At 37.7% G+C, this 21,875-nt stretch carries 34 protein-coding genes and 1 pseudogene; 21 read left to right on the plus strand and 14 right to left on the minus strand.

Going from position 1 to position 21,875, the window contains the following annotated elements; genetic code table 11:
- The first annotated feature begins 11 nt into the window (after positions 1–11).
- The 11 genes from ACWYN3_RS06310 (at position 12) to ACWYN3_RS06360 (ending at position 7,066) form a co-directional block, all read left to right on the plus strand.
- Positions 12–725 carry a head GIN domain-containing protein gene (locus ACWYN3_RS06310; protein ID WP_456220366.1) on the plus strand — a complete coding sequence of 238 codons (714 nt, stop codon included), beginning with the start codon at positions 12–14 and terminating at the stop codon, positions 723–725.
- Between the two features lie 26 nt (positions 726–751).
- On the plus strand, positions 752–1,480 hold the full coding sequence (locus ACWYN3_RS06315) for a (Fe-S)-binding protein (RefSeq protein ID WP_456220367.1): 729 nt from the start codon (positions 752–754) through the stop codon (positions 1,478–1,480).
- 271 nt (positions 1,481–1,751) lie between these two features.
- Positions 1,752–2,264, plus strand: coding sequence for a hypothetical protein (locus tag ACWYN3_RS06320; RefSeq protein ID WP_456220368.1), 513 nt, complete (start codon positions 1,752–1,754; stop codon positions 2,262–2,264).
- The gene (locus tag ACWYN3_RS06325; protein ID WP_456220369.1) at positions 2,261–2,572 is read left to right on the plus strand and encodes a hypothetical protein; all 312 of its coding nucleotides are present in this window, start codon (positions 2,261–2,263) and stop codon (positions 2,570–2,572) included. The genes ACWYN3_RS06320 and ACWYN3_RS06325 overlap by 4 nt, the downstream gene beginning before the upstream one ends.
- Before the next feature lie 306 nt (positions 2,573–2,878).
- Positions 2,879–3,121, plus strand: coding sequence for a thioredoxin family protein (locus tag ACWYN3_RS06330; RefSeq protein WP_456220370.1), 243 nt, complete (start codon positions 2,879–2,881; stop codon positions 3,119–3,121).
- 126 nt (positions 3,122–3,247) lie between these two features.
- On the plus strand, positions 3,248–3,508 hold the full coding sequence (nrdI, locus tag ACWYN3_RS06335) for a class Ib ribonucleoside-diphosphate reductase assembly flavoprotein NrdI (RefSeq protein WP_456220371.1): 261 nt from the start codon (positions 3,248–3,250) through the stop codon (positions 3,506–3,508).
- A gap of 4 nt (positions 3,509–3,512) precedes the next feature.
- Entirely contained in the window at positions 3,513–3,788 is a 276-nt protein-coding gene (locus ACWYN3_RS06340) for a hypothetical protein (RefSeq protein WP_456220372.1), read from the plus strand.
- Positions 3,731–4,744: a ribonucleotide reductase N-terminal alpha domain-containing protein gene (locus tag ACWYN3_RS06345; RefSeq protein WP_456220373.1), complete on the plus strand. Its 1,014-nt coding sequence runs from the start codon at positions 3,731–3,733 to the stop codon at positions 4,742–4,744. Before ACWYN3_RS06340 ends, ACWYN3_RS06345 begins: the two co-directional genes overlap by 58 nt.
- The gene (locus ACWYN3_RS06350; protein WP_456220374.1) at positions 4,741–5,604 is read left to right on the plus strand and encodes a hypothetical protein; all 864 of its coding nucleotides are present in this window, start codon (positions 4,741–4,743) and stop codon (positions 5,602–5,604) included. The genes ACWYN3_RS06345 and ACWYN3_RS06350 overlap by 4 nt, the downstream gene beginning before the upstream one ends.
- A 40-nt stretch (positions 5,605–5,644) precedes the next feature.
- Positions 5,645–6,628, plus strand: coding sequence for a class 1b ribonucleoside-diphosphate reductase subunit beta (gene nrdF, locus ACWYN3_RS06355; RefSeq protein WP_456220375.1), 984 nt, complete (start codon positions 5,645–5,647; stop codon positions 6,626–6,628).
- 228 nt (positions 6,629–6,856) lie between these two features.
- Positions 6,857–7,066, plus strand: coding sequence for a hypothetical protein (locus tag ACWYN3_RS06360; RefSeq protein WP_456220376.1), 210 nt, complete (start codon positions 6,857–6,859; stop codon positions 7,064–7,066).
- A gap of 292 nt (positions 7,067–7,358) precedes the next feature.
- Here the strand turns inward: ACWYN3_RS06360 and ACWYN3_RS06365 are convergent, their stop codons facing one another.
- Positions 7,359–7,610: a hypothetical protein gene (locus ACWYN3_RS06365; RefSeq protein ID WP_456220377.1), complete on the minus strand. Its 252-nt coding sequence runs from the start codon at positions 7,608–7,610 to the stop codon at positions 7,359–7,361.
- 164 nt (positions 7,611–7,774) lie between these two features.
- On the opposite strand from ACWYN3_RS06365, the gene ACWYN3_RS06370 reads away from it, so the two are divergent.
- From ACWYN3_RS06370 to ACWYN3_RS06380, 3 genes are all read left to right on the plus strand, one after another.
- The gene (locus ACWYN3_RS06370; protein ID WP_456220378.1) at positions 7,775–8,221 is read left to right on the plus strand and encodes a GAF domain-containing protein; all 447 of its coding nucleotides are present in this window, start codon (positions 7,775–7,777) and stop codon (positions 8,219–8,221) included.
- 164 nt (positions 8,222–8,385) lie between these two features.
- Positions 8,386–8,730, plus strand: a complete 345-nt coding sequence (locus ACWYN3_RS06375) for a class I SAM-dependent methyltransferase (RefSeq protein ID WP_456220379.1) — start codon at positions 8,386–8,388, stop codon at positions 8,728–8,730.
- A gap of 143 nt (positions 8,731–8,873) precedes the next feature.
- Positions 8,874–9,074, plus strand: a complete 201-nt coding sequence (locus ACWYN3_RS06380; RefSeq protein ID WP_456220380.1) for a hypothetical protein — start codon at positions 8,874–8,876, stop codon at positions 9,072–9,074.
- Between the two features lie 59 nt (positions 9,075–9,133).
- Here ACWYN3_RS06380 and nudK read toward each other — a convergent pair whose 3' ends face one another.
- Both nudK and ACWYN3_RS06390 read right to left on the minus strand, forming a co-directional pair.
- On the minus strand, positions 9,134–9,712 hold the full coding sequence (gene nudK / locus ACWYN3_RS06385; RefSeq protein ID WP_456220381.1) for a GDP-mannose pyrophosphatase NudK: 579 nt from the start codon (positions 9,710–9,712) through the stop codon (positions 9,134–9,136).
- A gap of 110 nt (positions 9,713–9,822) precedes the next feature.
- Positions 9,823–10,134: a hypothetical protein gene (locus ACWYN3_RS06390; protein WP_456220382.1), complete on the minus strand. Its 312-nt coding sequence runs from the start codon at positions 10,132–10,134 to the stop codon at positions 9,823–9,825.
- 113 nt (positions 10,135–10,247) lie between these two features.
- Between ACWYN3_RS06390 and ACWYN3_RS06395 the strand changes: the two genes are divergently transcribed.
- Entirely contained in the window at positions 10,248–10,388 is a 141-nt protein-coding gene (locus ACWYN3_RS06395; RefSeq protein WP_456222906.1) for a helix-turn-helix domain-containing protein, read from the plus strand.
- Between the two features lie 111 nt (positions 10,389–10,499).
- Positions 10,500–11,417 carry a DUF6268 family outer membrane beta-barrel protein gene (locus ACWYN3_RS06400; protein ID WP_456220383.1) on the plus strand — a complete coding sequence of 306 codons (918 nt, stop codon included), beginning with the start codon at positions 10,500–10,502 and terminating at the stop codon, positions 11,415–11,417.
- 60 nt (positions 11,418–11,477) lie between these two features.
- Here the strand turns inward: ACWYN3_RS06400 and ACWYN3_RS06405 are convergent, their stop codons facing one another.
- The 7 genes from ACWYN3_RS06405 to pdxR form a co-directional block, all read right to left on the minus strand.
- The gene (locus ACWYN3_RS06405) at positions 11,478–11,720 is read right to left on the minus strand and encodes a LytR/AlgR family response regulator transcription factor (protein ID WP_456220384.1); all 243 of its coding nucleotides are present in this window, start codon (positions 11,718–11,720) and stop codon (positions 11,478–11,480) included.
- On the minus strand, positions 11,701–12,228 hold the full coding sequence (locus tag ACWYN3_RS06410; protein ID WP_456220385.1) for a LytR/AlgR family response regulator transcription factor: 528 nt from the start codon (positions 12,226–12,228) through the stop codon (positions 11,701–11,703). Before ACWYN3_RS06410 ends, ACWYN3_RS06405 begins: the two co-directional genes overlap by 20 nt.
- 3 nt (positions 12,229–12,231) lie before the next feature.
- Positions 12,232–12,729, minus strand: coding sequence for a sensor histidine kinase (locus ACWYN3_RS06415; protein ID WP_456220386.1), 498 nt, complete (start codon positions 12,727–12,729; stop codon positions 12,232–12,234).
- Positions 12,698–12,895, minus strand: a complete 198-nt coding sequence (locus ACWYN3_RS06420) for a histidine kinase (RefSeq protein WP_456220387.1) — start codon at positions 12,893–12,895, stop codon at positions 12,698–12,700. The genes ACWYN3_RS06415 and ACWYN3_RS06420 overlap by 32 nt, the downstream gene beginning before the upstream one ends.
- Positions 12,805–13,296, minus strand: a complete 492-nt coding sequence (locus ACWYN3_RS06425; protein ID WP_456223355.1) for a hypothetical protein — start codon at positions 13,294–13,296, stop codon at positions 12,805–12,807. The genes ACWYN3_RS06420 and ACWYN3_RS06425 overlap by 91 nt, the downstream gene beginning before the upstream one ends.
- A gap of 216 nt (positions 13,297–13,512) precedes the next feature.
- The gene (locus ACWYN3_RS06430; RefSeq protein ID WP_456220388.1) at positions 13,513–14,121 is read right to left on the minus strand and encodes a porin family protein; all 609 of its coding nucleotides are present in this window, start codon (positions 14,119–14,121) and stop codon (positions 13,513–13,515) included.
- Between the two features lie 116 nt (positions 14,122–14,237).
- Positions 14,238–15,707, minus strand: a complete 1,470-nt coding sequence (pdxR, locus tag ACWYN3_RS06435) for a MocR-like pyridoxine biosynthesis transcription factor PdxR (protein ID WP_456222907.1) — start codon at positions 15,705–15,707, stop codon at positions 14,238–14,240.
- Positions 15,708–15,834: 127 nt separating this feature from the next.
- On the opposite strand from pdxR, the gene ACWYN3_RS06440 reads away from it, so the two are divergent.
- Complete coding sequence (locus tag ACWYN3_RS06440) at positions 15,835–16,878, plus strand: EamA family transporter (protein WP_456220389.1); 1,044 nt, start codon at positions 15,835–15,837, stop codon at positions 16,876–16,878.
- A gap of 6 nt (positions 16,879–16,884) precedes the next feature.
- Here ACWYN3_RS06440 and ACWYN3_RS06445 read toward each other — a convergent pair whose 3' ends face one another.
- Complete coding sequence (locus ACWYN3_RS06445; protein ID WP_456220390.1) at positions 16,885–17,511, minus strand: Vat family streptogramin A O-acetyltransferase; 627 nt, start codon at positions 17,509–17,511, stop codon at positions 16,885–16,887.
- Positions 17,512–17,783: 272 nt separating this feature from the next.
- Here ACWYN3_RS06445 and ACWYN3_RS06450 point away from each other — a divergent pair.
- From ACWYN3_RS06450 to ACWYN3_RS06465, 4 genes and pseudogenes are all read left to right on the plus strand, one after another.
- Positions 17,784–17,945, plus strand: a pseudogene (locus ACWYN3_RS06450) (Crp/Fnr family transcriptional regulator); the annotation flags it as partial.
- A 15-nt stretch (positions 17,946–17,960) separates the two neighbouring features.
- The gene (locus ACWYN3_RS06455; RefSeq protein WP_456220391.1) at positions 17,961–18,224 is read left to right on the plus strand and encodes a hypothetical protein; all 264 of its coding nucleotides are present in this window, start codon (positions 17,961–17,963) and stop codon (positions 18,222–18,224) included.
- Positions 18,225–18,325: 101 nt separating this feature from the next.
- Complete coding sequence (locus tag ACWYN3_RS06460; protein WP_456220392.1) at positions 18,326–18,763, plus strand: NAD-dependent epimerase/dehydratase family protein; 438 nt, start codon at positions 18,326–18,328, stop codon at positions 18,761–18,763.
- Between the two features lie 84 nt (positions 18,764–18,847).
- Complete coding sequence (locus tag ACWYN3_RS06465; RefSeq protein WP_456220393.1) at positions 18,848–19,297, plus strand: hypothetical protein; 450 nt, start codon at positions 18,848–18,850, stop codon at positions 19,295–19,297.
- A 38-nt stretch (positions 19,298–19,335) separates the two neighbouring features.
- Here the strand turns inward: ACWYN3_RS06465 and ACWYN3_RS06470 are convergent, their stop codons facing one another.
- From ACWYN3_RS06470 to ACWYN3_RS06480, 3 genes are read right to left on the minus strand one after another with little or no spacing between them, the layout of a single operon-like run.
- Positions 19,336–19,764 (minus strand): hypothetical protein, encoded by a 429-nt coding sequence (locus tag ACWYN3_RS06470; protein ID WP_456220394.1) that lies wholly within the window; start codon positions 19,762–19,764, stop codon positions 19,336–19,338.
- A complete protein-coding gene (locus ACWYN3_RS06475) occupies positions 19,761–20,048 on the minus strand; it encodes a hypothetical protein (protein WP_456220395.1) in 288 nt (95 codons plus the stop codon). The genes ACWYN3_RS06470 and ACWYN3_RS06475 overlap by 4 nt, the downstream gene beginning before the upstream one ends.
- A gap of 26 nt (positions 20,049–20,074) precedes the next feature.
- Positions 20,075–21,868 (minus strand): DUF885 domain-containing protein, encoded by a 1,794-nt coding sequence (locus ACWYN3_RS06480; protein ID WP_456220396.1) that lies wholly within the window; start codon positions 21,866–21,868, stop codon positions 20,075–20,077.
- Positions 21,869–21,875: the final 7 nt, after the last annotated feature.

Below are 21,875 nucleotides of genomic sequence, written 5' to 3' on the forward strand. Positions count from 1 at the left end.
CTTGAAAAATTATGATGAAGAAATTAATCTTGTTTAGCTTAGCTCTGCCCTTGCTTTTTACAGCATGTGAAAATAAATGCGTAGAAGACTCAGGTCTGCATTCTACTAAAGAAATTACAGTAAAACCTTATAATGAAATTGTTGTAAGCGGCCCGGTGAAACTGATTCTGCGTCAGGATAGCAGTTTTAAAGTTAATATTCAGGCAGATTCTAATGTAATCAGTCTGATCAAAGCCGAGGTTAATAAAAATGGATTGGTCATTGAACTGGATCCTAAGCAATATTGCGGAAAAGATTCTATTGTTGTTAGTGCAGGGATAGGAGAGCTGAAAACATTGGAAGTAAAAGGGGCAAGTCATATTTATACTTCATCCCTGATTAATGTAAATGATCTTGATATTAAATCATCAGGAGCAACAACCATTAATATGGACCTGACTGCTGGTAAGCTGACGACTACTACAGACGGGGAGGCGCATATTAACCTGACCGGACAAGCTGGTGTGCACCAGGTGAAAAGTAAGGGTGTTATACAAATGAATGCATTTGATTTTATTACAGGTATTTACGATTTGAATGTTGAAGGCGTAGGTAAACTGAATATTAACGTACTCAATGAGCTTAAAGCGAAAACTTCGGGTGCTACGACCATCTATTACAAGGGAAATCCTAAGAAAATAGACGAAGATAAATCGGGCGTTGCCAAAGAAAAAAAAGTAAACTAGTACCTATAAGATCCTAATATTTTTTAATGAAAGTAGAATTATTTATTCCTTGTTTTGTAGATCAGCTATATCCTGAGACAGCTTTTAGTACTGTTAAACTTTTAGAAAAAGCGGGGTGTGAGGTGAATTATAATCCGGGGCAGACCTGTTGTGGTCAGCCGGCTTATAACGCCGGATACTGGGAGGAAGCAAAACAGACCGGTACAAAGTTTCTGAATGACTTTTCTGGTGCTAATTATATTGTAGCGCCTTCTGCTTCGTGTGTGGGAATGGTGAAAAATGGATTTAATGATCTTTTTACCAATTCTACAGTACACAATAAATGCAGGACTCTGCAAGGAAATATTTTTGAGCTTTCAGATTTTCTGATCAACGTAGTCAAAAAGGATTATTTTGGTGCAGAACTGGAAGGTAAAGCTGTTTATCACGATTCATGCAGTGGTCTGAGGGAATGCAAAATCAAAGAAGAACCTCGTTTGCTGCTTGAAAAAGTTCATGGACTGGAAATGCTGGAAATGAAAGATACAGACATGTGCTGCGGTTTTGGTGGTACTTTTGCCGTTAAATTTGATGCCATTTCCTCTGCAATGGCGGAGCAGAAAGTGAATCATGCACTTGATCAGGATGCTGATTATATTATTTCTACGGATTTATCCTGCCTGATGCATTTGCAAGGATATATTGATAAAAATAAACTTCCTATTAAAACGATGCATCTTGCCGACGTCCTGGCCAACGGCTGGCTAGACTATTAATTTATACTTCTTTTTAGCTGCAACTTCGTCAGATTTTCTTTCTGGCAGGAAAGTTACCAGAAAGAAAATTGACTCGTTTCGTTTAAAAATAAGTTATAAATGGTTTCTTCACATCTTTGCGATCGTACCTTTTGATTTTGTTCAATTTAGATAGAGGTGATGACCCGGATGATTCCATTTATTTTCTCCCGATGATCTCTTGTCGCTTTTAACTTTTTTTAACATTTTCAAGGGTTATACTTAGCACTGTTTTTGCGTTTGTAGAGCAGATATGAAACGAATGTTTATTGTTATGCTTGGCCTGGTCGCGTTTACAGCCCATCTTCAGGCACAGCCTGAAAAATCCGGAGCGATACAATTTGAAAGTACTTTTGATCCTGCTGCCCTGACTGCTGCAAACGGTATCAAATTAAGTGATGAAGCAACAGCCAGAATCCCTAAAAAGTCAGTGACAAGCTTTGAACTCCTGTTTAATCAGACTCAGGCTGCCTATAAGCAGGCGGCAGATCCAGGCCTTAAGAAAAATGGCCGTGGCAGCAGTATACGTTATGGTGGATTAGGTGTTTTTGGCGGAGGGACTATGAAGGATTACTATTATAATTTTGAAGATCATAAATTAACACAGGCATTTGAATTAAATGATAGTCTTCTGTTGATGGAAGATAAACTGGGTATGCCGCCTGTAATGGGAGTGAGCAATATTCATCCTTCTCCACTAATTGATATATTAAATCTGATCAGGTTAAAGAAATTCTGGGTTTTAACTGTCATCAGGTCATTGTGAAAACTACTGTAAAACGCAAGATTCAGGGGGTAGAGAGAGAAATAACCGATCAGGTAATTTTGTGGTATACTCATGAACTTGGTTTTGACTTTTCCCCAAACCCCGTTTTATGGACGGAGGGGGCTGTGCTTGCTATTGAAGGTAAAGGAACCAGTATTGAGGCTAAAAGTATCCGGTATAAAGCAGTGGATGTCCGGGATCTTGAATTGCCTGAAAAAGGAATAATCATTAGTCAGGATCAGTTTCGTGCTAAAATGGACTTACGCATCAAACAGATACGTCTTTCCAGAATTGGTTCGTGGAATTGATAAAAATATCAAAATAATTGATTCCTCAAGATGAATAAGTTTTCCATAAAATGAATAAGGTAAGGGGACGATCGTCCAATAGATATAAAATAAATCGCAATGTTCTTCGTGCTAGCGAATTGCAAAAAAAACATTTACAAAGTTTAACTAATTTAATTGGTTTTTCAGTAAATAATCAGTCATAATTATGACCCTCTTTTCCACCAGTGTTGATAACATTTAGAATCTGTCTAAGTAGAAATTTGCATTTTTGAGCTCCGCTAAAATAGGTCGGCAAGAGGGCTGATTTACATAAAATCCTTCACAATGAGCACAAAAAGAATAATCAAATTTGAAAAAGACGATTGCAGTCCATGCAATATGGTTTCTGAATATCTTGATAGAAAAGGTATTGTCTATGAAACTATCAATCCATTTAACCAGCCTGAATTAGCAATGCAGTTCCGGGTGCGGTCAGTACCAACAGTAATTTTGTTAGAACAGGAGCAGGAGCTTTCAAGGGTAATAGGTTTTAAGCCTGACGAATTATCTGTTCTGGTAGCAGTTTAGAATTCAATAATAATACAGAGCCGATGACCTGGATTTATTACGATAGTAAAACCGGTAATGTTGAGCGATTTGTAAACCGTTTGAAGTTTACACCGTGACTGGACTATTCAAAAGATAGATGAGGCCTTGCAGCCATTACACGAGGGGCATCTGATTACGTACACTACAGGATTCGGAGAAGTTCCGCTTTCTACCTTACGTTTTCTGGATGAGAACAGCAGTAAGATAAAATCTATCTCTTCCAGCGGAAACAAAAACTGGGGACCTAATTACGCGAAGGCAGCTACCAGGATCTCTGATCAGTTTAAGCTGCCGATCCTGATGCAGTTTGAGCTTTCGGGAACAATGGCAGACATCCAAAGATTTATAGAAAAAATAGAGGGCTAACGATATGGTAACGAAAAAATGGATCTTATTGAATAATGAGATCATGGTTAAAAAAGATGACGAATTCAGCCTTCATAAAGATAAAGAAGCTGTTCGTTCCTATTTTTTGGATTATGTAAATAAAAATACTGTCTTCTTTTATACTTTAAAAGAGAAGATAGATTACCTGATAGAACAGGAATATTACGTTGATTTTTTTATCAATGGTACACTTTTGAACAAATGGAAGAGGTTTATGACCTTGTTTATGAGAAGAAATTCAGATTTCAATCATTTATGAGTGCATTTAAATTCTTTCAAAGTTACGCCTTAAGGGATGACAGCGGGGAGAAATTCCTGGAGCGTTATGAAGACCGTGTTGTTGCGGTGTCTTTATTTCTGGCAAGAGGAGATGTGGCGCAGGCTAAATCATATGCTGAAATGCTGATTAACCAGGAATATCAGCCAGCAACACCAACATTTTTAAATTCGGGTAAGAAACGTTCAGGAGAGCTGGTTTCCTGTTTTCTGGATGAAATAGGCGATAACCTGAATGGTATTGGCTATGCCATAGATTCTGCCATGAAATTATCTTCTATAGGTGGTGGTGTATCTTTTAATTTATCAAAGATACGTGCCAGAGGGGAGTCCATTAAAGATGTTGAAGGCCGTGCAGGTGGTGTGCTTCCGATTATGAAGATATTAGAAGATACTTTCTCTTATGCGAACCAATTAGGACAGCGTCCGGGGGCAGGCGCGGTATATCTGAATGTTTTTCATACTGATATTGAAGAATTCCTTGATTGTAAAAAGATCAATGTAGATGAAAAAGTAAGGATAAAGTCACTGTCAATTGGTGTGGTTGTTCCTGATAAATTCATGGAGCTGGCCGAAAAAGATGAGGCTTGTTATCTTTTTCATCCGCATACGGTATTGAAACAATATGGTAAATATCTGGATGAGATGGATATGGACGAGATGTATGAAGAACTCGTGACTAATCCTCTTGTTAAAAAGAAAAAGGTGAATGCACGTCATCTGATGGTGAAAATTGCACAGACTCAAAAAGAAAGTGGTTATCCATACCTGTTTTTTAAAGGCAATGCAAATAGAGAGCACGCCCTGAAAGAGATCGGAAATGTTAAATTTTCTAATCTGTGTACTGAGATCATGCAGATTTCTGAGGTTTCTGATATAGAAATCTATGGTAAAGAAGATAAATCCGTTATGGTATTTCCTGTAACCTGGGGTCTTTGAATATTGCTACCGTTATGGACAACAAGAGGATCAAAGAAGCTGTTAAAACAGCTATGAGGTCACTTACTGTAGTTTCTGATATGACAAATATCGCTATGGTTCCTTCAGTTCAGAAAGCGAACAAGGAGTTGCATAGTGTTGGTTTGGGTGCGATGAACTTACATGGTTTTCTGGCTAAGAATTTCATTATGTACGAAAGTAAAGAAGCGCTTGATTTTTGCAATGTCTTCTTTATGATGGTTAACTTTTATTCTATTCAAAGCTCAATGGAGATTGCGAAAGAGAAAAAAGAAACCTTCGTAGGCTTTGAACAGTCAGAATATGCAAACGGAAACTACTTCGCTTCTTATACCGCTAAAGATATTGTTCCGTTGAATGATAAAATCAGCATTTTATTTGAGGGTATGACAATTCCTTCGGCAGCGGATTGGGCAGCTTTAATGGGTGAAGTTAAAGAACATGGACTGTATCACGCTTACAGGCTTGCTATAGCACCTAATCAGTCTACATCTTATATCATGAACGCTACGGCGTCTGTGATGCCTGTAGTGGACGTAATTGAGGTGAGAGAATATGGTGATAGTACAACTTATTATCCGATGCCTTATCTTGATAATGATAACTATTTCTTCTATAAATCAGCATATGATATGGATCAGAAGAATGTGCTGCGGTTAATTTCTGTAATTCAAAAACATGTGGATCAGGGGATTTCAACTATTCTGCATACCAATACCAAGGATAGTACACGTGATATTGCAAAGTATTATATCTACGCACATAAAATGGGCTTAAAGTCCCTGTATTATACCCGTACCCGCAAGGCTTCGATTGACGAGTGTGTTTCTTGTTCAGTATAATCAGAATTTAATTAAATAATAAGATTTAAATCAGACATAAATGAGTCATTATAAAGCAGTAAACTGGAATACCCCGGAAAATGATTATGCTGGCATGTTCTGGGAGCAGAACCTGCGCCAGTTCTGGATAGATACAGAGTATATTCCTTCTAAAGATATAGATAGCTGGAAATCTTTAAGTCCGGAAATCCAGGAGGCTTATAAAAGGGCATTAGGCGGTTTAACATTGCTTGATACAATCCAGAGTCATACCGGGATGCCTAAATTACTGGATCATATTGACGGATTACAGAATAAAGCAGTACTATCTTTCATGTGTATGATGGAGGCAATTCATGCCAAGTCATACTCTACTATTTTTACCACTGTAAACAGTACTGCGGAGATCAATGAGCTGTTTGAGTGGGTGGAAAGCAATAAGCTACTTCAGTTTAAAGCAGCTACAATTGATAAATACTATAGAAATCTGGATGCGGCTAAAGTGAGCAGCGAAGTATTATTCATGGGGCTTGCTGCTTCTGTTTTGCTGGAATCTTTTCTTTTTTACAGTGGCTTCTTTATGCCTTTATGGCTTGCAGGGCAGGGGCAAATGGTAGCAAGTGCTGATATTATCAAAAAGATCGTTGCGGATGAATCTATTCACGGTGTTTTTGTTGGTTTACTGGCGCAGGACGTCTATAAGAAATTGCCTGATCCTGAAAAAAGTAAAGCGGAGCTGGTTGAGTTGTTGATGGAGCTGTATGAAAATGAGTTGAAATATACTGACGAATTATACACCGAAGTTGGGCTTACTGCCGATGTGAAAGAGTACGTTCGTTACAACGCAAACAAGGCAATGATGAATCTTGGGTTTGAAGAATTGTTTGAGATAAAAGCTGTTAACTCTATAGTTTTAAATGGATTAAATGGTGAGACAACCCAGCATGATTTCTTCTCTAAAAAGTCAACTAACTACGAGAAAAGTACAGAAATACTTTATTTGAGAGATGAAGATTTTCAAATGGATACTGATCCGGTTTTTTAAATAATCCAGTAGCCCGGTTTTACAGGATTTTTCTATTCACGATAGTTGAATCTTATTTGTTAAGCCGGGCTTTTTTTTGTGTTGTTTCTTTAATTTTTAGTTTAATCTTTTGTTACTTAGGTTATTTAATAATTTCTATATAAAAAGTCGTGTTTTTATGAAATTTACATTGTTGCGTTAATAGTGGTAAAATTCTATTTCTATTTAAATGTATATGCCTTACCTCTGTTGGATAGAATAATTAATGCGTCTCTCACTCTTTTTATTTCTTTTTTTAGTCTCAACAGTGGCTTGCAGCCAGGTCTGGGTTTACAATTGTGCCGGGACTCTGTAGAGAAAAACAAAGTCTGGCTGAAGGTAAGTAAAGAGGAGGGTTGTGTAGTACTTCGCTTCAATCTTCCTAAATTCAAAGCTGGAATTAATTCTGTTCCGGATTGAAGTAATTCTTCTTTATCTGGTGGTTTTTTCTTAAATTAGATTAGGCCTCATTAAGGAGTATTTACTCGAAAACAATATTATATTTCGTGGTTTTTAGGTACAGAATATAATATTGTTAATGATCATAACTTATTGTTTTTCAAGATTTTTGAATTTGATTTATTAAAGCTTTTGTACTTTACGTTGGCTTAATTGTTGTTTAAATAACTCAAATAACATTAAAAATACGGAATAATATTCTGAATAGGTTTTATTTGTTCTGTAATACAGGTAGTTATGTGTGTGATGTGAACTAATACTCTTGTCTTTTATATGCAGCTGAAAAATCTGAACGCATGGTCTTAAAACGTTCCACTACCGTTGCAATAAAGGTCTCGTCAAGGAGCTGAAAGATTTCATTTGCTCCTCCTCCGGTCAGGTCAAGTTCAGATAATTTATAGCTCTGTTCAAAAGTTCCCTGTTCAAATTTTACGATATATTTTTGGTTCATATTGAACAATGTGATTTTACATTCAGGGTGCGGCAGTTCTGCAATTACTCTCATATGAAGAATTAAATTAATGGCTTTAAATCTGGCGAAGTTGCAGCTAAAAAGAAAGACAAACAAATTATTAGATAAATTTTAAATGTGTTAAATAATATTACGAATCCTTTACATCGTTTTATGCCCGATTGTTTAGTTTTAAGCCTTCATAAAAAAACTGGATAATGGCAGAAGATTTATTAATTATAAAAACTGAAAGTAAAGAGGAGCAATATCAATCTTTGATACCGCAGATAGAAGCTTTAGTACGTGGAGAAGATGATCTTACTGCTAACCTTGGAAATATCTCTGCTGCACTTAAAGAGCAGTTTGGCTGGCTTTGGGTAGGCTTTTACCTCGTTAAAGAAGACGAGCTGGTTTTAGGTCCTTTTCAGGGGCCGGTAGCTTGTACGAGGATAAAATTGGGTAAAGGGGTATGCGGTAAAGCATGGCAGGAAGCTAAAACTATCATTGTGGAAGATGTAGAGAAGTTTCCTGGTCATATTGCCTGTAGCTCTGCCTCCAGATCAGAGATCGTTTTACCAGTAATGAATGGAGATGTTGTAGTTGGTGTGCTTGATGCAGATAGCATTGAGCTTGCTCAATTTGACAAAATAGATGAAAAACTCTAAGTCTTAAGTCAGATTATTGATCTGATCAATCTTTAGAAATAATCTGTTATTGTCATAAAATTGCAACATACTGTGTTCTTATTATTTTATTAAATCCTGGTTACCTGTGCAAAAGAGCACGGGTAATACAGGTACAAATCATTCTAATATAATCAGTAAAACGCATGTCTGAAAATCCTAAACAACCAGATTTTAAAGAAATAGCAGGTCAATTGGGTTGCCCCAGCGGAGATAAAGGGATCAGGACTGCTGAAAATATGGCGGTCAATAATAACAATATGATCATGTTAACTATTTCGGCGTTGGATCTGAACCCTGGTGACGTTGTATTGGAAATAGGGCCGGGGAACGGATCTCATGTAGTTTCGCTTTTAAAAGACATTAAATATTTACTTTATTACGGAGTTGATATCTCACCGTTAATGATTAGTGAAGCAATAAAGCTAAACTTAGCTTCTGTAGCCTCTGGAAGAGCTGATTTCTCTTTGTCGATGGTGGTGAAAAACTGAATTTTGCGGCTGATTTCTTTACTAAAATATTCACGGTAAATACTATATATTTCTGGAAAGATCCCAAAGCTTATGCTATTGAAATACTAAGAGTACTCAAGCCGGGTGGTATATTTAGTCTGACCTTTGGATCACGTGAATTCATGGAAAAACTTCCGTTTACACAATATGATTTCCAGTTATACAGTCGGCAGCAAGCTGAAGAGCTTCTGATCAGCAGTGGTTTTGAAATTCAAAACGTGAGTCTTCATACTGAAAAAGTACAAAGTAATGCTGGAATGGAAGTAGAACGTGATCTTATCATTATCAACGCAGAGAAACCTGTTTTAACTATTAAAGGGTAATCTGTTTTGAAGATGAGAAGGCATTTACAGCCTTCTCATGCATTTTCTTGTTGTGGTTGCTACATAACCTGATGAAGCTTTACATATTGCAGCAGCATGATTGTTTTTCCGTCTTTAATTTCTCCGCTGTCAACCATTTTCATCGCCTGATCAATAGAAAGTTCGAGAACTTCGATGTTTTCCTGCTCATGCTCTAATCCGCCGCCCTCATGTACTTTCATAGCTTTAGAATAGGCTGCAATAAAGAAATGTAAAATCTCAGTCACTGAACCCGGAGACATATAGGCCTCAAATATTTTACGGACTTCGGTGACTTTATATCCTGTTTCTTCTTCTGTTTCTCTTTTGATACAATCTTCTGCATTATCCTTATCCAATAAACCAGCACACGCTTCAATCAGCATTCCTGAATTATTCCCGTTGATATAAGTCGGCAGTCTGAATTGCCTGGTCAGGATTACAGTCTGCTGTTCTTTGTTATATAATAAAATAGCGGCCCCATTTCCACGATCGTAAGCTTCTCTCTCCTGTGTCTGAATGGTACCATCTTTTAATGAATATTGATAGGTTATCTTCTTAAGTGTATACCAGTTATCGGAAAGAACTTCTGTGTTTAATATTTTTACGTTTTCAATCATTGTATCTCTGTCTAATTATAAATGCAAATTAGATAGAAATGGGCATATTCTGTTAATTTTTAAGAAAGTTTATTAGTTTACCACTTTTCCAAACCCAGTAGTTTTTTTACCTAATGGAGTGAGTTCAGCAACCGGATTTTTCTTTTCACGTTCCATTGGGTCTTCTGGAAATGCGTAGCCTTTGATTGCTTCCCTGGTTTTCCAGCTTCCAATACGCCATTGTTTAAGCTCTTCATCTTCTTCCTGGCTGGCATCATAGAAATATATTGAGCCATCCTTACTTTCTCAATTTTAAACCCTGTAGTATCGGGTTTATAATGGTTACGATCTTCTGGCTGTGTTAATTTCCAGGAATCATAAGAGCGAAATAGCTCGGGAATACATTGAAAACCACCCATGCTTTCATCTGTTTGATCAGCCAAAGCCAGAACACCCTGAACATTCTGTGGTTTAGTTTCTGGATCATAGTCCCAATGAATAAACCTTTACCAATTTTGTAAACGAATACCGGATAGATTTGGCAAAGAACCTGCTGATGCAAGATAAGAATGTCACTGAAACCTGTTACGCTGTAGGTTTTGATAGTTTATCTTATTTTAATAAATTATTTAATAAGATAACCGGACAAAATCCATCCGTATTTAAGAAGAATTGGTTTAACTCTTTTCCTTCCTAAGTTACCTCTCGTCAAAACGACAAAGCAGGTGGTCAATTAATTTTCCAAAAAAGTTTGCATCATACGTTCTTCGTGAAGATTTATAAATCAAATCACAGCTAAAAAACAAATATGAAAACTTTACACTATTACCTGATTGTTATTGGATTGGGCTTAAACTTGAAAGTCAGTGCCCAAACTGGTATCTCTGGAACAATTAAGGCGGATTACGTTCCTTTCTCTAATTATATAAGACCAGACAGTGTTAAAACTGGTTCGACTAGTAATTTTAAACGGATGCAGATAGGGTTCAGCATTCCTCTTTCTGTTAAAATTGATTCGTTGGGAAGCCAAAATTTGTGGACGGTGAACGTGGAAGGGGCGTATGCGAAGATGGAAAACCGGAATTACGAAACAAAATTGTTTCCTGCCGAACTATTAAACGCTCAGGTAGGATTAGTTCACATGCGTCCGATCAGTAGGACATGGTCAATTATGGCGATGGCGTCGGTTGGTGTATATACCGATCTGGAGGAGATTACTTATGATGATGTTTTACTACAGGGGGGAGTATTGTTTATTAAAAATTTCAACCCCCGTATGGCTTTAGGATTTGGACCGGTAGTCAGCAATACTTTTGGTGTCCCTATGATCTTACCTGGAATTTATTTTAACTGGATCACTAACGGACGTTATCGTTTACACGTTAATTTCCCTGAAAACATAGAGTTTGGCGCACAAATGAGTCCTGCTTTTGAACTTAAAGCAGTTGTTGAGCTAGGTGGAATGACAGCTGAAGTAAAGCGGGATGATAAGTCTATGTTATTAGGATATATGCAGATTATAGCAGGCTTGAGACCAGAATTTAAGCTGGGAAAATCAGTTACACTGCAATTAACAGGAGGTACAACGCTAACCAGAACTTTCTCTACGACAAGCAGAAAGCTTAAGGATTTCTTTAAAGAGAAAGAACAGGCAGATCCGAGTTTCTCTACTACTGCTTACGGTGCTGTTGCTATCAAATGGAATCTAAACAAGACTAAGAAATAAAAGGCATAAAAAAACCTCTTAAAAAGAGGTGAGATTAATGGTGGTCTATACCAAACCTGCTTATCTGCTAAGCAATTTGGTATAGACCACTTCTTTTAACAGGTCTTCACGGCGGTTTCTGGAGATTGGAAGTTCATTCCCATTGATAAAAACCCGGCCTCCTGATACCGAATCGATATGAGAAATATTAATCAGGTAAGATTTGTGTATTCTGAAAAAATTATCACCTGGTAAAGTCTCTTCCAGGGATATCATAGTCTGATGAATTACCAGTTCACGATCTTTAAAATGAAGCTTTGCCATAGTTCTGCATACCTTCAATATATAGAATATCAACCCATGATATCTTTTGAAAACTATCGCCCTGACGTACATACAAAAAAGTATCAATCGGTTGAGGGTGCTTTGGCGTTATACTCATCAAATGAAGTTGTCTGGCTTTTAAAGCAGCCTGATAAAAGCGTTTAAAGGTAATAGGTTTCAACAGATAATCAACAATTTGTAATCTGTAGCCTTCCAGAGCGTGCTCTGAATAGGCAGTGGTCAAAATAGTCAGGGGAGGGTGTTCCAGTGATTCCAGAAATTCAAGTCCCGAAAGATAAGGCATATTGATATCAAGAAACAGCAAGTCAATATTTCCTTGCTGTATATAATCTGTTGCTTCCATGGCGTTTGAACAAGAGCCAGCTACCTGCAGAAAGTCCAGCTTACTGCAAAAGTCTATAATACCATCTCTTGCAAGTGGCTCGTCGTCAATAACCAGGCATTGTAAAGGGGCTTCATTAGTACTATGGAGAGAGGTAAGTGCCATGGTCTATTTTTTTTGATGTAATTGGATGGTCAATGCTACTTTGAATATGCTGTTCGTTTTTTCAATACAGAGCTCATGCTGCTGCGGATATAACAGACCAAGTCTTTTTTTGACGTTTTCTAAACCAAGACCATGACTATTGCCTTTTCTTGGTTGTTGTATGGAATTGGAATTTTCTATGGTAAATATCAATTCATTGTCTTCCTGCTTCAGGATCAAAGTTACATAACCTTTCTCCATAGGTAAACGGGATACGTGTTTAAAAGCATTTTCGACAAAAGGGACGAGTAAAAGCGGGGCAATGTCTTTCTTCCCGTCTTGTATATTCCAAATGCAAACTACCTTTAATTCTTCTCCCCAACGAATTTTCTCAACTGCAATCAGATCTTTCAGGTATTGTACTTCACGTTCCAGTAATACTGATTCTCTGTTACATTCATAAAGCTGATACCTGAGAATGTCAGAAAACTTAACCAGCAGGACAGAAGCCCAGTCCGACATTTTTCTGCATCAGGATATGGATGTGATTCAGGACATTAAACATCAGGTGTGGATTAATCTGATCCTGAAGGATTCTTAGCTGTGCCTCGAGATGTGCCTGTTGTAAAAGCGCATGGTTTTTTTTTTTTCTATTTTCCCATGTTCCTGGTAGAAACGTATGCCACATGCAGTAGCATTGATTAATATAGCTGAAGGAATAGCACTGCCTAATTTCAGCCAAAAGTCACTATAAGCAAGCATCCTTCCTACAGTGTCATATTTTGTCCCATGCAAGAATAACCAATAACAGCCTACTGCCGCACCGGCAAATACTGAGGAGAGGAAAATTGTCATAAAAATACATTGAATGGCAAAAATTTTCATCTTTCCGGTTACCATGGCCTTTGGCAGCAAAAAGTCGCTTAAGGTATGAGCAGATATTATAGAACTTATCATGATAACTGCCGAAACGGAGTTAGCTAAAATCGGCGGATAATCTCTAATCATTTGTGTCCAGAAAGCAATTTCCAGGATAATCCAGAAGCTTGCTATAATGAACCAGTGTTTTTTGAAAATCAGGGTTTTCATCAGGTGGTTATTGTAGTTTTAACTTTGTGCATTGTTTTTTAGGAAGGCCATGTCCTTAAACGTGACAAAGCTTGCAGGAGCTTAATTTTGCCCTTGAAGCTTTTCTGTGTTTTTTTTAAAGCCTTTTAAATTCATATATCCATTTATTTGCTGTTAAAATGATACAATATTAAATGAAGTGATGAATTTTAAAAGGCCCTAAATTAGTAAGAATTTCTAGAAGACCATGAAGCCAATACTTGCCTGGAAGGTAAGAGGACGGGAATTGAAGTCACTGCTGATCTTAGTTAAAGATCCCTGCGCACTTAGATCGAGGGTTATTTTACCTAAATCAACTCCTACACCAGCAACATAACCAATATTTGATTTGTCGAATTTGTTAAAGGATTCTTTTACTTCATGTAAAATTCTGGCTTTGTCATTTAGTATGTAAGAATAAACACCACCGCCGAAAACTCTAAGGTTCAGATTATTAGATTTTAATATCTTATAACCGATAGTTAAGGGAACATCAATGCTATTCCATGAAGTTTTTCCGGAGCCTGATTTCCCGGATTCTACTTTAGAAGATTTGTGTGAATACAAGAGCTCTCCTTGTATGTACAGTTTAGAAATATCTACTCTTGTAAAAGCACCCGCAGAAAAACCTGCTGAATATTTATTTTTTAAATCACCATAATTAAGACTTAAATCAGTGAAATTTGCTCCTCCTTTTAAACCAAAGTGGATAGGTGTTGCATTTTGTGATTTTGCTTTAGTGGTAATTAAAGCAAGCGCGATCATGGGGATCAGGAATAGACTTCTTTTGTTAGATTGAGTTTTCATATTTATATATTTTTCTCAAAAAAAAGGAATTCCAATACGGTTTAAGAAACAATTTGACCAATTGCAATTAGGTAATGACATGTGGTAAATCCTGCAGGTTGTTAGTAAATTGGGTTTTACAGGTTATTCAGTTTTTTAACAACTTTGGATAGTATTTCTATCGCATCTTCCATTTCTTTAGGTGTGAGTGAAGCAAAACCCATTCGTATATAAGACTGCTGATAAGTCTCATCCTCAAAATAAGCGCTGCCATTACTGATAGATAAACCCATTAGGGAAGCTTTTTCAGCCACTTCTTTAGGTTTGATACCGTTTAAATACCTCATCCAAACGGCAAAACCTCCGTCAGGGATCTTAAATTCAACGAGTCCATCCAGGTTTTCCTTTAACAGGCGACAAAAGATATCACGTCTTTCATGGTATACTTTATTTGCTTTTTTCAGATGCCTGCCAATATCTCCGTTTTTCAGCAGATTGGCCATGGCTTCTTCAAGTAGTTGTTCTCCTTGACGGTCAATTAGTTTGCGTAACCTTGTGGCCTGTGTAATCAGGTTTTTTGGACTGATCATAAAACCGATCCGGATACCGGGAGCAAGCAATCGTTTACTGAATGAGCCAATATAAATAACGCTTCCGCCATAATCGAGACTGGCAAGGGGGAGAATTGGGCTGCTGCTATAATGAAAATCATAATCGTAATCATCTTCTACGATAGCGAAGCGATATTTCATAGCCAGCTCCAGTAAACGCATACGTCTTTCAGAACTCAGGGTAACTGTGGTTGGTCTGTGGTGATGCGGGATTACATAAAGCAATTTCACTTTCTTTTTTTTGCAAATAGCCTCTACAGCATCCATATCCATCCCATATTCATCCAGTGGGACAAGTTCGAGGTTTGCCTCCGTATGTTTGAAAATGTCATTAGCCCCTAAAAAGCCAGGATCACCAACGATTACAGTATCATTTTTAGAAATCAATATTTTAGAAATCAGATAAATTGCCATCTGTGCACCTTTGGTAATCAGGATGTTTTCGGGGCTGATTTTGAAACCTCTTGTTTCAGCAAGAAAACGGGCTAACTCTATACGCAGGTTCTCTGAACCTTGCTCAGGACCATAAGTTAAATATTTCGGGGTAAACTGGTAATTCGCAAAACGGCGGTATTCACGTACCAGCAATTCAAGAGGGGCGATGCGTGTATCAGGGAATCCATCATTAATAACCAGATTCTGGCTTGGTGGTGCAATGAAAACTTCTGAAAAAGGAATTTTGTTCTCATCCACATGAAAGAAGGTCTTTTCTGGATATGAACTGCTTTTTGACTCCGTAAGAATAGCTCTCGGAGTAACGTCTGGTAGGTTTTTAGCAACGAATATTCCTTTTCGCGGGTAAGTTTCTACCCAGCTTTGTGCATACAGTTCATCATAAGCAGCAATAACTGTTTTACGGTGAACATTCAAATTTAAAGCCAGCAGACGACTGGCCGGTAAGGCAGATCCGGATTTTAGAATGCCCTGTCTGATCTGCGCAATAATCCCATTCGCGATCTGCAGATATACTGGGATCTGAAGACTTTTATCAATTATTAATAGGTTTCCTGTATAGGGTCATCTGGACTATTTATATTGTTATTTCTGGACTACTAAGGTAGCCCAATTATCGATTAATTTTGAATAGGTAATTAAATAATATTTATTAAAACGCTAACCTGACATGACACAAATTACTCAAAAAAAAGCAGCTGCATTACTGGTCGTTATTGCATTTGCAACGGTTTATATCGTATGGGGTTCTACTTATTTTTTTATACAATTAGCTATTAAGGGTTTCCCGCCAATGATCATGGGTGCATTGCGCTTTACTGTCGCTGGTATTTTGCTATTGGGGTGGTGTGCCTTGAAGGGCGACAAAATATGGGTGAAAAAAGATATTATCAATTCCGCTATCAGTGGTTTGCTTCTTTTATTTGCTGCTACTGGTATTGTAATCTGGGTGGAACAAACATTGCCTAGCGCAATGGTGGCTATCCTTGTTTCCATAGCGCCTATCTGGTTTGTATTATTTGATAAGGCCAACTGGAAGGTTAATTTCAAAAGTACATCTACAATTGTGGGTTTGCTGATTGGATTTGCGGGAGTAGTTTTACTATTTGGTGAACAGGCCAGTAAGGCTTTATCTGGTCAGCATAGTTCATCTATGCTTTCTGCAATGGGTTTACTCTTGCTGGCTCCGGTTTGCTGGTCAATAGGTTCCCTGTTTTCTAAACGTCAGATAACCGGATCTCCGGCCAGAATGACTACTGGCTGGCAGATGATTATTGCAGGACTGGCCTTTATCCCAGCTGGTTTTGTACATAATGAATATAGTAACTTTAATTTACAGCACGTTCCTGCAGAATCCTGGTTTGCCGTTGTATACCTGATTCTCTTTGGTTCTATTATTGGCTTTAGTGCCTACGTATGGTTGTTAAAAGTCAGACCTGTTACTGAGGTTAGCACCCATTCTTATGTAAATCCTGTAGTTGCTGTATTGTTAGGCGTGTTATTTGCGCATGAGCAGATTTCGATTTTGCAAATGGCTGGTCTTGCGGTTATACTCACAAGCGTATTGCTGATTAACCTGGTGAAATACCGCAAACCAGCAACAGGAGAAGCTGTTGTAAAATCTTCAACAGAAGACGTTCTTGTAAAACCAACATCTGAAGAAAATCAGACTAAACCAGCTTTATTAAAATATAAGATGATCAGCTCCAACTGATTTGATTTATAGAAACCGTGATTTGGGGCCGGTTAGTTCGTGAAGGTTTTCTGTAATCCTTTCGATTTTCCAGTCCCACCATTTAAGTTCTAACAGCTCTTCAATCTTTTCTTCAGAAAAACGCTTTCTGATTTCTTTGCCAGGATTACCTCCCACAACAGTGTAGGGAGGCACATCTTTGGTTACTGTCGTATTTGTCGCTATGATCGCACCATCCCCTATACGTACTCCCGGCATTATTGTAGCATTTGATCCAATCCAGACATCATTACCAACAACAGTATCCCCTTTAAAAGGAAGCTCATCCATCTTTGGTGTAACCTTTTCCCAGCCATTGCCGAAAATATTAAAAGGATAAGCAGCAGTTATTCCATCCATTTTATGATTGGCACCATTCATAATAAATGTTACCCCAGAGGCGATCATGCAGAATTTACCAATGATCAGCTTGTCTCCTATAAAATCGAAATGATACTTTACATTTCTTTCAAAATTATATACATCCTTGAAATCATCATAATAAGTATAATCACCTACTATGATATTAGGACTTGTGATGATGTTCTTCAAAAAACAGAGTCTGTTATAGTGGCTTATTGGGTATTTCTCGTCTTTATCAGGTCCTTTCATCATTATATATTTTTCTTGCAGCTTTTTTAACTGAGCTGCGGAGCGTTTGGAATCACGCTAAATTAATAGAAAAACTAATTAAATAAAAATCCTGACCTTTATCATTTTATAACCCCGTATATAAACTCAATGTTTTCAGATAAAATGTATCAGCATTTGTTAAATAATGCATCCGCCCAGGTCAATCTAACCGAGGCGGATGCCGAACTTTGTAAGCAATACTTTTTGAACCTGTTCTATTTGCTAAAAATACTATTGTTGAGGAAGAAAATGAGATCCCGAAATATCTTTATTATGTAGTTTCTGGTTTTATCAGGCTATTTCATTACAATGAACAGGGTGACCAGATTACCACACATCTAAACTGCCCGCCTGGGTTTATTACCTCTTATACACATTTTAATAACCATACAAAATCTGCCGAAAACGTAGAATGTATTACCGACTGTGAATTGTTAAGGATTACCAAAGCGAATCTGGATATAATTTGTGAGCAATGCCCGGCTTTTAAAGATTACAGCATCCTGGTTTTCCAGATGGCACTTACCTATAATGAAACCCGTTCGCGTGAATTAGCTAGTTTAACTGCAGAGCAACGATATCAAAAATTGATAACTAACTATCCGGCTATTATTCATCATGTCCCTTTACAGTATATCGCCTCTTTTTTGGGGATGAAGCCCGAAAGTCTGAGCCGTATCCGCAGAAAAATTTAGGCTGAAATCAGAAAATTTATTTGAAAAGATAATTAACTAACAAATGTCAAGTGTAAGCCTCCACGTCAATGCACAAATTTGTATTCTTAACACACAAGAATATGATACATCAAAATTTAGCATTGGTTACAGGTGGTAACGGACATTTAGGTAATAATCTGATCAGATTACTCCTTAATAAAGGAGTTCCAGTGAGAGGTTCAGTCAGGAATTTGAAAAACAACAGCTCTTTTGCTGATCTGGATTGTGAAATGGTGCAGGCGGATATTACTGATAAGCAGTCTTTGATATCAGCGATGCAGAATGTAGAAGTAGTCTATGCGGTTGGAGCGGCTTTCAAATTATGGGCAAAAGATCCAAAAAAGGAGATTTATGATGTTAATCTTCGAGGGACAAAGAATCTGATCGAAGCAGCTGCCGAATGCGGAGTCAAAAGAATTGTTTATGTCAGTTCCATAGCCGCTTTAAATTATTCTGAATTGCCTGCTAAAGAGAGTAACGGACAAAATCCAGATCGATCGAAGAGATATGTATTATAACTCTAAAAAAATGACGGAGAAAAGCTAGCTTTTGAGTTAGCCGGAAAACATGATATTGAATTAGTTGCGGTATTACCTTCTGCCATGATTGGAGATGAGGCTTTTGGTCCTTTAAGCGTTTCTTATCATATTATAAAGCTGATTCTGAATAAAGAAATCCCAGTTGAAACTAACATTACCTTAAACTGGGTGGATGTAAAGGATGTAGCCGAAGGATGTTATCTGGCAGCTACTAAAGGCAGGAGTGGGGAACGCTATATTTTAGCAAATGAACAATGTACCTCCATTAAGGAAACTACTCAGATTGCTCAGGAACTCTTTCCTGACTTAAAGATTAAACTCCCGGTAGCAGTTCCGAAACCCATTCTGTTTTTTGCTGCATGGCTGATGGAAATGGGTAGCAAATTTACAGGGAAAGCGCCTTTACTAACCACAAAGGATATTGCGATGTTTTCTGGCCTACAGCAAAATTTGATATTTCAAAAGCAAAGGATGAACTGGGTTTTTACCCTAAAAACCCAGTTCAAACTGTAAAAGAAGCTATGCTTTATTTAAAGGCACATAGCAATAGGCTACTTTAAATCACCATATTCCAGGTAAAAAGCCTGGTGAGCTTCAAATGGAACAGGCTCATGGGTATGCTTTCTGGTTCCGGTATTTTGTTTCCATGAAAACGGTTTACACAAATCGCTTTCTGGAAACTCAACTGTAATATAAAGATTTTCAACTATTGCTTTCAATGTCTTTTTATCATGTATCTGTACGACTATATTTTCATCAAAATCTGGTTTAGAGCTGATCCTGTGAACAAGAAACTGTTCCTGCTGATTACCGAAAAGAAGATATTGAAGATTGGCTGGTTTTACCGTTTTTTTATCAAACTGTTTATAATAGATTACCTGTTTGATCCTCACTGTAATATTTTCAAGGAATTTAGTACCACCTCTTTCAAAATGACCACGATAGATATTAGCCTGGAAAACCTTTTTGTGATTTATCATTTCCGGAAGGACGAAAGTTTCCGGTTCAATAGTGTACACCAGTTCATCAGGATGTTTTTTCTTCTATCCTGCATATACTTTTCCTGATCATCTTTTGATAGTTCCAGTATTGATATAATCTGATAGTCGTGAGGATTATGAAACATAGGCAGGTGTGAAGCATAAATTACCTCATTGCCCATCAGCATCATGCCATGGGTAGATGGTTTGTCGGGGTAGGGTATATGCTGCGCAAATGCGGAGGTGGATAGATAAAGAAACAGATATGTTAAAACTAGTTTCATGAATGATCGATTGAAGTCGTGTAAAATTACAGATTTTTTTGAGCAGGAATAAAATCTGTCATGACCGCTTCCCTGATTAGTGCCGGAGGGAGTAAGCCCTGTGACAAAATAAAATCGTGGAAGTTTTTTGCATTAAATTTAGCACCTAAAGCCTCTTCTGTATCTTTTCTCAACGCTATCATTTTAGTGAAGCCATAAAAATAACTGTTAGCTTGTCCCGGTGATTTAATTGTATAACGTTCAACCTCCTGTTGCGCCATAGCTGAAGATTGTACAACATCTTCCATCAGCACTCTTTTAACTTCTTGCTGTGTAATTTTTCCGGATTGAACCTCTGGATCAAGAAATGCACGTGCTGCTCTCAGTAACCGGTAATCCAATGACACTAATTGACCTTCAAGTGGCATATATGGCCTGGTAATATATTCAGCATACAAACCCCATCCTTCGGCATTTGTAGAATTAAAAGCATATAAACTACGGGCCTGGGAAACTCCTTCTTCCACCATTTTATCAAATTGCAGCTCATGACCAGGACGTGCTTCATGGGCAATAATTGTCCACGAGGCGGCATCAAAAGTGAAGTCATCATATTTGTCACTCTCTTTTTCCCCGGGTGCAGGCGGCATGTTTAATGGCAGTACAAATACACCGCGCTGGCCGGTGTTATTTAAAAAAGGAGGTGGGACCATATGAGGGGCCGGGCTTCTCGCAGTTTCTGCGCCAGTTGCCAGACGAATGATTGCAGGACGGGAAGGTAAAGTAACCAGTTGTTTGTCAAGAATGATAGCTTCTATATCTTTCAGGTGTCTTTCATAAACCGGAATAATAGAATCCCCATGGATCTGTTCTTTTTTTAAATTGCGGATTACATCACGATAGTCTGCGGATGGCCAGTTTCTTTGCTTAGCAATCTGTGCAGCAATAGGCTTCATTTCCTGCTGAATTTCAACAAAGGCTTTGTGGGCCATTTGGGCTAATTGATCAGGTGCAATGTTAACTCCATAGTCTTCCAGCTGCAATGCGTACTCTTCACTGGTCATTCTAAAATCTTTGCGGGCTGAGATCAGTACATTATCACGGGTCCACTGATCATAGTCCTTGATTTGCTGTTTGAGAACGGTATATGATTTTTCCCAGCCTGTAAGCTTGTATTTTTTAAATAACTCCTCGATACCATCTATAATGCTGGTATTTCGGGATAACGTAACTTCCATTTCCTGTTTAGAAGGATATATCATGCTTGCACCCTTCATTTGCTGCAATACCCGTTCTTTTAGAATTGATGTTAATGGTTTATACCCGGGAACCATACCTGTATATTTTTTTAAACGGGTCACTGCAGCTGCGCGTCTTTTTTCCGGAGTTTGATCATCCAGTAAGACCTGCACACCTTCATAAATCGTATTCGCTGCATTTAGAAAAGGTATTTTGCTTGAATTCTCAAAATCCTGAGTTTTGAACCCAAGATTCAGATGCGCTATTAAAATGTTCAGATCCTGTTTGACTGCTAAGTTCTTTTCTGTTTGTAAAGAAGCCTTATACTTTTCATTCAAAATTTCCTCTTCCTTTCTTTCTGCTTGCTGGTTAGCAAGTGTAGGAACAACAATCAGTGTGTCATATTCTGGCAGACCTTGTGCAGATCCGTATTCCGGTGAATACTTTTTATCAAGGCTGATTAATTGTTTCATATACTTATTGGATTGAATGATCCATGTTCTGTCAGCATGCGAAGGTTGTGTCTGCGAATTTGCTGTGAATGGAATTGCCGCGAATAAACAGGCACTTATTCCATATATTATATTTTGTGGTTTGATCATTATAATA

The organism is Pedobacter sp. NJ-S-72, from assembly GCF_053890575.1.